Genomic DNA, 10,500 nt, shown 5'->3' on the forward strand with positions numbered 1-10,500 from the left:
CTGCAGGTGGGCGATCACGGCGTCTACCTCGAAGGGGAGTGGCGAACGGGAGCCCAGGTGGCCGGGCCGTCAGGGAGAGAGGATCCGCAGAATCCGCGATTTGGCCCGGCCGGAGATGGGTGATAGACGCCTGCGGTCACTGTGGCTCGTTGAGGCCGTGGTCGTAGGCGAAGTCCGCGCAGGCGGAGCGGGCGAAGTACGCGTCGTTGTGCAGCCGCAGAGAGGGCGGACTCTCTCATGGCCAAGTCGCAGGCAGACTTCCAGACCCACGGCACACGGAAACGGCTCATAGCCGTGGCCGAGGAGAAGGCCCGCGAAGCCGTCCTAAAACTGCGGACGTGACCCCGCTGAGATGGCGCTGACGGGGTGTCACAGATCACTGCCCGTCGAAAGTGCTGGGATGCGTGGTGGCAATCGGGTATAGGTTTTCGAGTGTCGGAGTAACGGAGGGGGCGGTCCGAGCAATGGATCCTGTGTCGCTTGTCGTCGCGGCGGTGGTGGCCGGTGCGACGGCCGGGCTGAAGGAGCAGGCTCAGTCGGCTGTGCGCGATGCGTACCTGGGGTTGAAGAACCTGATCGTGCAGCGGCACGAGGTCGAGGTCGGCGCGGTGGAGCGGTTGCCCGACTCGGAGGTCCAGCAGGAGTCGTTGCGGGAGGTTCTGGCCGCCGTCGGCGTCGGCGAGGACGTCGAGGTGCTCAGGGCGGCGCACGAGGTGGTCAGAGCCGTGCGTGAGCACGATGCGGCCGCTGCGAGGGCGGTCGGTGTCGACCTGAACGACGTCGATGCCGAACTCATCAGGATCGTCGACGTGAAGGTTCGCGGCGACGCGACCGGCGTCAACCTTGATCACGTGAGGACGCGGGGCGGCATCGTGATCGAGGGCATCCAGGTCGACGGAGGTGGCTCCCCCGCCCACCCTTGACAGCGGCCGGTCCGGCCCCGTTCGCCGTACCTTCACTGGGGTTTCGCCACATCGAGGCCGGCCGCGACTTCATCGTCACCTTTCACCAGCAGTTCACGGCGCCGCCGCCGTTGCGGCCGGAGGAGAGCTGGCCTAAGCGGGTCGGAGCGGTGCCGCCGGCGGCTGAATGCTTCCGGGAGCGGGCTGTCGCGGCGGACCTGGACGCTGGTGGGGCCGTGGTGCTGGCCGGGTACAGAGGTGTGGGGAAGACCCAGCTGGCAGTTGCGCACGCCGAGCGGCTGTGGGACGACGGTGAGCTCGACCTGCTGGTGTGGATCACCGCCGGCTCACGGGACGCGATCCAGCTCGGCTACCTTGCTGCCGCCAAGGCGCTGAACGAAGAAGCCGCAGGCGACGAGGCGGTCAAACGCTTCCTGACCTGGTTGGCTGAGACACCCCTGCGGTGGCTGATCGTGTTCGACGATCTGTCCATGGTGGACGACCTGCGTGACCTGTGGCCGCCCCGGCACGCATCGGGGCGGACCGTGGTGACCACCAGCATCGAGGACGTCGATGCGTTCGGCGAGGACGTGCACGTGGCGTTCGTGGGTGGGTTCGACGAGCAGGAAGCCGTGGAGTACCTGTACGAACGGCAGGACGGAAGTCGACATCGGACCGAAGGTGCGGCGGAACTCGCGAGTGAGCTGGGACAGTTCCCTCTGGTGCTGGCGCACGCCGCGAACTACGTGGCGAGCCGCGACACGACGTACGCCGAATACCGTCGCCTGTGGTCGGCTCGCTACGAGCAGGTCGCCCCTCGGCACAGGTCGCTCGCGGGTACCTACATGCCGCTGCGGCCCGGCTTCGCGTTCCGCATCCCCGTGGTGGCCACGTGTTCGTTGTTGCTCGACCTCGCGAGCGGGCTGACCCGTCCGGTGCTGGACCTGGCCTCGCTGGTGGACGGCGGCGCCATTCCCCTGGCGTTCTTCGGGACCTCGGCCGTCGCGCGGCACCTCACTGCCGGCCAGGGCAGAACCGTCGACGCGAACGACGTCCGAAGCGCGCTGGCCCAGGCGCACCGCTTGGGTCTTGTCACGATCGACGCGCATCGGATGCTCCGGCTGGACCCCTGGATGCGACGCGTCCTCCTGGAGTACGTAGCGATCACCGTCCTCGACGAGCGGGCCAGGGCCACGTCGAACGACTGGATCTCACCGAGGCCCGACCCGCCCGACACAGGTGAGCGCGCGGCAGGCGACGCCCTGGTGGAAGCGTGGCCGGACGCGCGCAGCGACCCCGTGGGCAACCAGGTGTTCTTCGCGGCCGCGATGGCACTGCGCGGCTGGGCCGACGATCATTTCTGGCTGAACGGCGGGCACCCGCTGCTGATCCGAGCCGGAACGGCGCTCAAGGACGCCGGCCTGCTCGACCCCGCCGCTGTCTACTTCGAGTACCTGCACGGCATGGCGCAACGCCGGCTGGGCGAAGACCACCACGAAACCCGGAGCATCCACGGCCACCTCGTGACCGTGCGCAGCTTGATCGTGCGCGGTGAAGTCACCGAGCTCGAGGCACTGCTGGCGGAACAGACCCGGACGCTGGGTTGCCACAACCGGGCAACCCTGGCCACCCGCAGCAAGGTGGCGTTCGCCCACGCCTCGGCCGTACCGGGCGATCGCGGCAGCGCGGACGAACTCGAGAACGTGCTCGCCGACCAGCGGCGAGTGCTGGGCCGCAACGACCAGGACACGCTGCTCACCCGCTACTTCCTCGGGTACCTGCGGGTGATTTCGGGCGACGTCAAGGGCGGGACGAGCGAACTCAGGAAGGTGCTGAAGGACCAGCGGCGGGCGTTGGGGTTCGACCACGTCAGCACGCTGTACACGCGACAGACGCTCGCCGGGCTGCGCATTTCCCAGGGCGACACGTCGGGTCTCGACAAGGTCCTGCACGAGTTGATCGAGCATCAGAAGCGGGTACTCGGCCGCAACAGCGAGCAGACCTTGCTCACCCGGCACCACCTCGCGGTCGTCCGCATCAGACGCGGCGACATGGCCGAAGCCGCGACAGAGCTGGAAGAAGTGCTCGCGGATTTCACGAGGGTGTACGGCGCGGACCATCGCGAGACGTTGGCGGTGCGGCGAAACCTCGCCACCACGTACAGCGAACTCGGCGACGAAGTGGGTGCGCTGGCCGAGCTGGAACTCACGATGAACTACGCGAACCGCGTGTTCTCACCCGACGACAAGGACTTCAAGAGCACCCGTGATCGGCTCGACCACTATCGGCACGGCGCCTACTGGCAGGTGATGGACGAGTACGAGCGGGAATTGGCATCCGATGAGTACCGTCTGTCGCAGCTGAAGGGCATCATCAGCTCTCGACACTTCCACAACGAGGCCGGCACAATGGCGGGCTTGTGGGAATCCCTGTTGAGCGAGCACACGGCGCCGACGGACGCGGAGGGCACGCTGTCGATCCGCCGCATCGCTGCCTGCTGGCGCGGGCTGGGCGGCAACGCGGCGGGCGCGGTGGCGGAGCTGGAGCAGATCCTGGACGGTTGCGTGGAGGCGTTGGGGTCTGAGCACCTGCTCACCCGGTTCACCCGCCGCAACCTCGCCTTCTGGCGGGCGCGTGCCGGGCGTGCCTGAACGGCCTAGGCGTCGTGGTGGTGGTCGTGCCGGAAGCCGGCGGACCGTTACTGATCTCTTCGGGGTGTTGTCGGATGCCGGATGAGGGCGAGTCCGGTGCTGGCGAGACAGCCGTCGATGAGGTCGGGGCGGTTCAGAACGATGAAAGTCGAGACAGAGTGCGCCCGTGGAACGCTGTCCCTCATTGATGGGGCTCTTGTAAATGGTTGTGACCGCGCTGCCGTGACGACTGCGGCTGGAGGAGAATGACTCGGGACCGGTCCCGGGAGTGAGCACTAGGGTCGGCGATCTCGCCCGGTCTAGCGCCCATCTCCATGTTCCGGAGCCTTGGATGATCTTTGGTATCCCCGTCTTGTGCATCTTCGCCTGGATGGCCTGGTCAGTCTTTCGGATGAGCCACTTGCCCCCCTGGTGTCAGTGGCTGCCCGCTGCACTGCTTACGGCTGCCGTGTCTTCATGGCTTCTCCTCGCAGCTTCTGGTGCCTCTGACTTGTGGGTGTACCTGCCCATCTGCCTCGCACTGGCATCGTGGGCCGTGAGCTTGCGAGAACGCCGCGCGGCAGGCAGGCAAGAGCGCGTCGAGGAACCCAGTTGAGTCCGGTGGTACCAGGAACGGCGGAGAAAGTCCCGGCGATCGCGCCCACCGGCCTCGGTCCCGAGAGGGCGGGACGGGGCTCGGCTCTCACCATCGACACCCAGGCTGAGCCACCGTCCCACGGTGATCGATGACCGGTGGTCCCTGGCATTCCGCAGGCTGCGATAGCCGGGCTTACCGATAACGGCCATGGGAGCTTTTCCTTACGAGTGTTGGGTGTCAGCAGGTGCGTGACAGCGGCCACCGGAAAATCCCAAGGACGGGCAGCTCCGAAGTGACGGCCGGTAACCAGGAACGCCGTCGTGGGTGGATCCGAGGGTCTGTACCGTCGAACAGTTCTCTGGGGCCGACGGCGTGGCGTGGCCCTGCCGATGGAGGGCTGGATGGAGCTCTTGATCATGACGGTATCCGGTGCCGTGCCGAGTCGCTCTTGCTGCGGTGGCGGTCACACGGATCGCTGATCATGGAAGGCACCCTGTTGATGAAGCAGCCCGTTCGTGTCGTGTTCCGCTCCGCTGCGCGGACTCCTCCCGCCGCTGGCGAGGGCCTGCGGGTGGCGCTGTACCAGGGGCAGGGACCGGTCGCCAGCCATGAGGCGGTAAGGGAAAACCTGGAGCGCCTGGCCCAGGTGGGTGTAGCTCTCGCTGAGGGACGATCGCTGATCAGGCTGTGAGGCGGTCGTCGTGTCGGTCGGCGGTGGGGTAGAGGCGTTCGTGTTCGCGGGTGAGGTGGTGTCGCCAGTACTCCTCGAGGTCGCCGTTGTCTTTCTGCGCGGAGTTTGAGGATGGCTTCGGGCCTGACGACCGACGCGCGGATCGTCGGCGCCAACAGCCACCGCTACACGGACGATGTTGGCAACTGGGCCGACAACCACCTTTACTCGTCCGAGCACGGCGCGTACGCGGTCGGCGTGTACGACGCGCTCTGACAACAAGAGGCAGGGAGCAGCGAAGAGCCCGGTTGTGAAGGCCGGGCCCTTCCTGCTGCTGGTCGTCCTGCGTGGGGCAGTCGTAGTCGTCTGGCCCGGCCCGGTGTATCAGATCCGACACGCCCTCCTGCACCGGTTGCTGCGGCGGGCGGCCGTTCTCGGGGCACGGCCACTTGCCGGTCTCTTCCCGGTATCGCAGCGCCTCACGGAACTCGGTCCTTTCCTGCGGCGTCGCCGGCTCGTTGTGGACCGTGACGTCGGCCCGCTGCCCTTCAGCGTCTCGGCTGCGGGCCACACGGCCAGGCTGAGCAGGAACAGAGCTGACGCCGGGACGGCTCCGCGTAACCGGTTGCGCATGGTGGTCATCTCCTGCCGCAACTGCCTTTGGATTGGCCGTACATGGCCACGGGGCGCGGCCACCAGGCAGAGGGCTGCCACTACCGCCGCGACCATTCGCGCCGACCGCTCCCGGGGTCGCTGGCCCGCCCCCGACGACTCCGAGGGCGGCGCGAACCGCTGGTGCGGCGCCACGGCCACCCGCGCCCTCGAAGGCCGCCGTGGCTACTGGCGCACGGCCGGGGGCGGCGACGCCTCCTGAGCCGTCCGGCACGCCGCGCGCCGGCGCTACCGCGGCGGCCGGAATGATCTTGCTCTGGGGTGCGCCACGCTGCCGAGCATGATTACTCACACCGTGCGCTATGAAGCGCACTCCATCGCCAAACGGCGGCCGACCGGCACCGCAACCGTTACGTGCACCTGCAACCTCAACACCGGTCCAATCCCCTCCAGGCAAGCCCACCGAGTACTAGAGAGGCACGCCGATGCGGTGGGCCTCCCCGACCCGCACCGCCAGCTCCGCCACTACCTCCTCGCCGTCCGCTGACGCGTAGCCTGAGTCAGGACGGAGCACCGCCCGGCCGATCACCGGGCGGTCCCGCCTGGCCCGCGCAAACGCCGTGCTCCCGGATGGGGTTGAACCCCGGACTGGGCGCCAAGCATTCCCACATAGGGGTGGCGCGAAGGGATGGGAGCCGGCCCGGCCTACGGGCCCACGAACCGGCGAGGCTGCCGCAAGCCTGAAGAGCGGCCCTTGCCACCCCCACCCACTGAGGAGAGCCCCGCCAAGGCCGTGGCGGGGCTCGCTCGTGTCCCAGCCCGCCGTCGACTGCGCCCAACGCCCTGCGAACGCAGGTGCATTGTCAGACCCTCCTGCCTGGTCGGTCTCGCCGTCGGCCTCACTCTCGGGTAGTCGAGGCGTAAGGGGCTTCGGTCTCCTTCCTGCCAACCGGGGGAGGCCGAAGTCTTGCGATGTGATCCGCCGCCCACTCAACCCGTTCGAACAGCCGGGCACTTGTGTCCGCCACAACACCGTCATACCCCTGCGCAGACGGCCCGCTCGGCGCCACAATGCCTCCACCATCACCATCTCAGGGGGACGCAGTGTCCGACTACAGAGACGTGCAGACGGCCGTCAGGGTCGAGAAGTTCCGCATCTGGTTCGCCTGGCTCTGCGGCGGCTTCGTGATGCTCGGCATTGCCCTCGCCACCCAGAACATCCACATCGTCAGCGTCATCACCCAGGTGCTCTTCCTCGTCGGCGGCGTTGCGTTCACCATCACCGCCGTGCGGATGACGAACGCCCTCAACCGCCAGGCCGAGGCCAAACGCCGGGAGGTCCTCGGCGACCTGTAGCCCACCGGCGGAGACGGCCGGCCCGTCGACTCACGGCCCCGCCTACGGCATCATCTCCGCGTGACGAACACCCAGAGATCCCCGGCCGCCCGCAACGCCCGCAAGCTCGCCTTCTACGCCGGAGGATGGGCACTGCTCGCCCTCACCGGCATCAGCCTCATCCACGAGGCCACCAGCAAGCAGGTGTGCGGCGGCTCAGCGAGGTACGTCGACCACAGCATGTGGTGCGCACCGCTGCCAGCCGACACGTCCGCCCTCGTCGTCGGCGTCGCACTTACAGCCGTGGGCGGCATCCTCGCCATCATCACCGTGCTCCGCTCGTACGAAGCCCACAGCGACGGCAAGTAGCCCTCCCGCCGCCCTGCGATCCGAAGACGCCACGACGCGCACAGCCTTTCGAATCCAAAGCCACCAGGCACACTCGACCATATGACCACCAAGCACACCGGACGCGACGGCCGGCCCTCGTCACCACGGCGTGACTCCTTCTCTTAGAGGGGCCCATGTCGCCCCGCCCACAGAGAATGGCCCCGCCAAGAGTGGCGGGGCCCAGTCGATGACGCTGCGATCAGAACCCCTTCTGGAAGTCGTAGGTGTACGGCCCCGCCACGAACTTGTCCGTTGAGACCAGAACCGCAGTGATCGTGCGACCTGGCGGCACGTCACTGGCCGACCCTAGAAGGCTGGCGACATCCTTCCCTGCCTTGAACACCGTGATCGTGAACGTGTTGGTTCCGCCGTCCGGGTTCTCTCCCGTGTAGGTGATGCGCGCCCGCCCGCCGAAATCGCCAAGACCGCTGTCCCGCACTGTGACCGAGTCCAGTCGCCAGTCACCGCTCTCGATCGGAGGCCGAGTGCCCTTGCCCTCAGGGACTGCACTGGTGGTTTCCGCCGACGGGCTGGTGACGAGCGCGCTGGTCGTTGGCGGGCTGGTGGTGGCTTCCTCATCGCCCTCATCGTCGGTGCCGCACGCCGTGAGCACCGTCGCCAGCAGGGTGAGGGCAATGACCTGATTCTTCACCGCAGCCTCCATCGCGCGTGGTCAACACAGCACGACGGTATGGCGAGGGCGCACAGAGCACACTCTGAGCGGTGCGGGCGGGTGACCTGGCCGACACCGAGCGGGCCGCGTTGCCGCAGCGCCCGGACCACAGAGAAGGCTCGGGACGCCACCACGGCGTGCCGAGCCGCTCGCTCCCTTACGGCAGAGGGCGGCTGCCCTCTGTGCCCTCTGAGCGATACGTCGGCTCGGGCAGGCGCTCCTGACGTCGACGTGAGAGCCAATACGTCCGCTGATGGGTGGGATGCGAATCGAACTCCAAGCAGTCGATCCCGCTCTCCGTGTCGACCACCCAGATACCGGAGCGCGTCTTGTCCGGACGAACCGGACAGCCGGTCAGTTCCAGCTCCCACGTGTCGGTAACGCCGTTGTCCCGGCGTTCGTGCACGGTGACCGTGCCGGTCACGCGATGCGGGAGAGGACGGCCCTCCTGGCGGGCCTCGTAGTTCTCCGACAGCTCCTTGACCGTGAAGTCCTTCTGCAAGAACAGGTTTTGACTCACCGTGCTTCTTCCGCTCGGCCAGAGCACCGCCGGCCTGACAGGCTGCCGACGGCCATCCTTCTCGCGGATCAAGTTGCCGCCATACTCAACGGACACATACTGCTCCGGGGCCAGATTCTCGACCAGGACGCGGGCTTGCAACACGATCCGCTCGCTCTCCTTCGCCGGGAAGTGCCACTCGTAGCCCGCAGGCCACTCGCCCGCGATCACGCCGAACTGCGACGCCCCGTGCGGCGGCCACGCCACGTCGGTGAGCCGAACGGTCACCGCAGGAGCTTGGGCATCCAGCCGAGCGCGGGCAGCATCGATCGCCACAGCCTCGGAGGCGATGAGCGCACGATGCGCAACCTCGTTGCCCTGACGAATCCGGTAGGCCTGCCAGGCGACCGCGCCGAAGGCGAGGAAGCCAGCCGCCGCTTGGGCGGCAATCCAGGGAGTATCTGACATGATTGGTAATTGTCGTATCGATCAGGGAGGAAACGCCAATTGGCTGGTCAGACCGGCGAGTTAGGGCGGATAGGCCCGCTAAGTCCTTGAATCGGAGGACAGCCGCCACTGTCACAGATGCGCCACGAAGCGTGCACAACCCATCCATAAACCCCATGTTGTCATCACAATGACGGGCAGTCAGACCGTCCTTGGGGGGACCATGCACGCCAGAAGAACCGCGCTCGCCACCATCACCATCCTCGCCGCCGCCACGCTCACCGCCTGTAGTGAGCCCGCACAAGGGACGGCCGAACGCGCCACCGCGGCGACCAGCTCACTGGCCTCCAGCTCACCCGAGAGCGACGCGCCGCCCGCGGACGCCGACGAGCAGCCGGACACCGAACTTGCCGTGGGTGACGCCTTCGCCTACACCGACGGCTTGAAGGCGATGGTCGACAGCATTCGCACCATCACCCGCTTCGGCGAGTACGACACCAAGCCCGACGCCAACCAGATCCCGTTCCGCGTCACCTTCACCATCACCAACGGCACCAAGAAGCCGTACGACATGGACAGCTTCAGCTACGACGCCCAAGGCGCGACCACCGGAGGCCAGTCCGAATTCCTGTACGTCGAAGCCGACTCCAAGCAGATGGCTGGCCGCCTCGCTGTCGGCCGCTCCGCCACGTTCACGTCCGAGTACTCCATCGCCAAGAGCGACGGCAAGGACATCGTGTTCACCATGTCCCGCACGGACGACGCCTGGCTGGAGAGCGGCAGCTTCCTCGGCGACGACCCGAACTGGACCGGCACCATCAAGTAACCCGACGTCTCCGGATCTACCAGTCCGGGATCAACTGGTAGCAGTAGTAGACGGCGTGGTGATCCTGCGATCCGAAGACTCAGAGGCGGCAGAGCCTCTTTCGCTCAATCCGTCCCCCGAGGAGAGCTACACCCGGCCCAGGAAAGAAAACGGCCTGGCTGTGGTGCTGCCCTATCCCGAACGCGACGAGGCACTGTTCTACGATTCCATCAGCGTGATCACCGCCGACGGCCAGGTGACGGCCAACTACCGCAAGACCCACCTGTACGGGGCAGCCGAGCGACGCAACTACTCATTCGGCCAGGAACTGCCGCCCGTCGTCTCCCTGAACGATGTCGAGGTGGGCATCCTCAACTGCTACGAGTGCGAGTTCCCACCGCTCTACCAGTACCTGGCCGAGCGGGGAGCGAAAATCGTGCTGGGCCCCACGGCGGCCGACGGTCACTTCCGCCTGGCTGACGGGACCATGAGCTGTTCATCGCCTACGCCAACCGCCGCGGCTGGGAACAGGTCCCGGCAGGCAACTGGCAGTACCAGGGGAACTCCGGCGTCTGGGGCCCTGACGGCGAGCCGCTGGTCGCCGCCGGCGCCGAAGACCGCCAGCACGACTGCCTCCTGATCGCCGACTGCCTCCCCGCCACCGTGCCGCCCTTCAGCCCCGAAGGCCACCACCCCACCGACAACCGCCTCGCTCTCGACCCCACCCTGCGCCCCGCCCACTGAAGGCGACGCCAAGCACCCAGCCCTGGAGAGCAAGCGAGGTTCCAAGCCGGGCCCCAATTGTCTACACAGAGTTACGGCTGGCGGCCAGATATATCCCCACGTGGTGGCCGCCAGCGGGGAGATCCAACTGGCCACTATCAGGTGCGGGAGAACGCCACGCGCGGGTCCACCGGGCGGGAAGCCGAGACGGAGGCG

General features: G+C 67.3%; 11 protein-coding genes. 9 read left to right on the forward strand and 2 right to left on the reverse strand.

The window, feature by feature from the left end; all coding sequences use genetic code 11:
* The first annotated feature begins 464 nt into the window (after positions 1-464).
* The 7 genes from RB628_RS37710 (at position 465) to RB628_RS37740 (ending at position 7,116) form a co-directional block, all read left to right on the forward strand.
* Positions 465-923 carry a hypothetical protein gene (locus RB628_RS37710; protein WP_318325157.1) on the forward strand — a complete coding sequence of 153 codons (459 nt, stop codon included), beginning with the start codon at positions 465-467 and terminating at the stop codon, positions 921-923.
* A 239-nt stretch (positions 924-1,162) separates the two neighbouring features.
* The gene (locus tag RB628_RS37715; protein WP_318325158.1) at positions 1,163-3,553 is read left to right on the forward strand and encodes a tetratricopeptide repeat protein; all 2,391 of its coding nucleotides are present in this window, start codon (positions 1,163-1,165) and stop codon (positions 3,551-3,553) included.
* Positions 3,554-4,611: 1,058 nt separating this feature from the next.
* Positions 4,612-4,821: a hypothetical protein gene (locus tag RB628_RS37720; RefSeq protein ID WP_318325159.1), complete on the forward strand. Its 210-nt coding sequence runs from the start codon at positions 4,612-4,614 to the stop codon at positions 4,819-4,821.
* A gap of 111 nt (positions 4,822-4,932) precedes the next feature.
* Positions 4,933-5,076, forward strand: coding sequence for a hypothetical protein (locus RB628_RS37725; protein WP_318325160.1), 144 nt, complete (start codon positions 4,933-4,935; stop codon positions 5,074-5,076).
* A 34-nt stretch (positions 5,077-5,110) separates the two neighbouring features.
* Entirely contained in the window at positions 5,111-5,674 is a 564-nt protein-coding gene (locus RB628_RS37730) for a hypothetical protein (RefSeq protein WP_318325161.1), read from the forward strand.
* Between the two features lie 842 nt (positions 5,675-6,516).
* Positions 6,517-6,768 (forward strand): hypothetical protein, encoded by a 252-nt coding sequence (locus tag RB628_RS37735; protein ID WP_318325162.1) that lies wholly within the window; start codon positions 6,517-6,519, stop codon positions 6,766-6,768.
* A gap of 60 nt (positions 6,769-6,828) precedes the next feature.
* Positions 6,829-7,116 carry a hypothetical protein gene (locus RB628_RS37740; protein WP_318325163.1) on the forward strand — a complete coding sequence of 96 codons (288 nt, stop codon included), beginning with the start codon at positions 6,829-6,831 and terminating at the stop codon, positions 7,114-7,116.
* Between the two features lie 220 nt (positions 7,117-7,336).
* Here RB628_RS37740 and RB628_RS37745 read toward each other — a convergent pair whose 3' ends face one another.
* Positions 7,337-7,789: a hypothetical protein gene (locus tag RB628_RS37745; protein ID WP_318325164.1), complete on the reverse strand. Its 453-nt coding sequence runs from the start codon at positions 7,787-7,789 to the stop codon at positions 7,337-7,339.
* A 178-nt stretch (positions 7,790-7,967) separates the two neighbouring features.
* Entirely contained in the window at positions 7,968-8,777 is an 810-nt protein-coding gene (locus tag RB628_RS37750; protein WP_318325165.1) for a hypothetical protein, read from the reverse strand.
* Between the two features lie 202 nt (positions 8,778-8,979).
* On the opposite strand from RB628_RS37750, the gene RB628_RS37755 reads away from it, so the two are divergent.
* Positions 8,980-9,582 (forward strand): hypothetical protein, encoded by a 603-nt coding sequence (locus tag RB628_RS37755; protein ID WP_318325166.1) that lies wholly within the window; start codon positions 8,980-8,982, stop codon positions 9,580-9,582.
* A gap of 55 nt (positions 9,583-9,637) precedes the next feature.
* A complete protein-coding gene (locus RB628_RS37760) occupies positions 9,638-10,201 on the forward strand; it encodes a nitrilase-related carbon-nitrogen hydrolase (protein WP_318325167.1) in 564 nt (187 codons plus the stop codon).
* The last annotated feature ends 299 nt before the right edge of the window (positions 10,202-10,500 follow it).

Origin of the sequence: Streptomyces sp. ADMS (assembly GCF_033441795.1) — a bacterium.
GTDB lineage: Bacteria > Actinomycetota > Actinomycetes > Streptomycetales > Streptomycetaceae > Streptomyces.

What these genes read in the sequence shown, in the direction of transcription:
- RB628_RS37710 (WP_318325157.1), top strand. Translation starts at nt 465, where the DNA reads ATGGATCCTGTGTCGCTTGTCGTCGCGGCGGTGGTGGCCGGTGCGACG.
- RB628_RS37720 (WP_318325159.1), top strand. Translation starts at nt 4,612, where the DNA reads ATGGAAGGCACCCTGTTGATGAAGCAGCCCGTTCGTGTCGTGTTCCGC.
- RB628_RS37725 (WP_318325160.1), top strand. Translation starts at nt 4,933, where the DNA reads ATGGCTTCGGGCCTGACGACCGACGCGCGGATCGTCGGCGCCAACAGC.
- RB628_RS37750 (WP_318325165.1), bottom strand. Translation starts at nt 8,777, where the DNA reads ATGTCAGATACTCCCTGGATTGCCGCCCAAGCGGCGGCTGGCTTCCTC.
- RB628_RS37755 (WP_318325166.1), top strand. Translation starts at nt 8,980, where the DNA reads ATGCACGCCAGAAGAACCGCGCTCGCCACCATCACCATCCTCGCCGCC.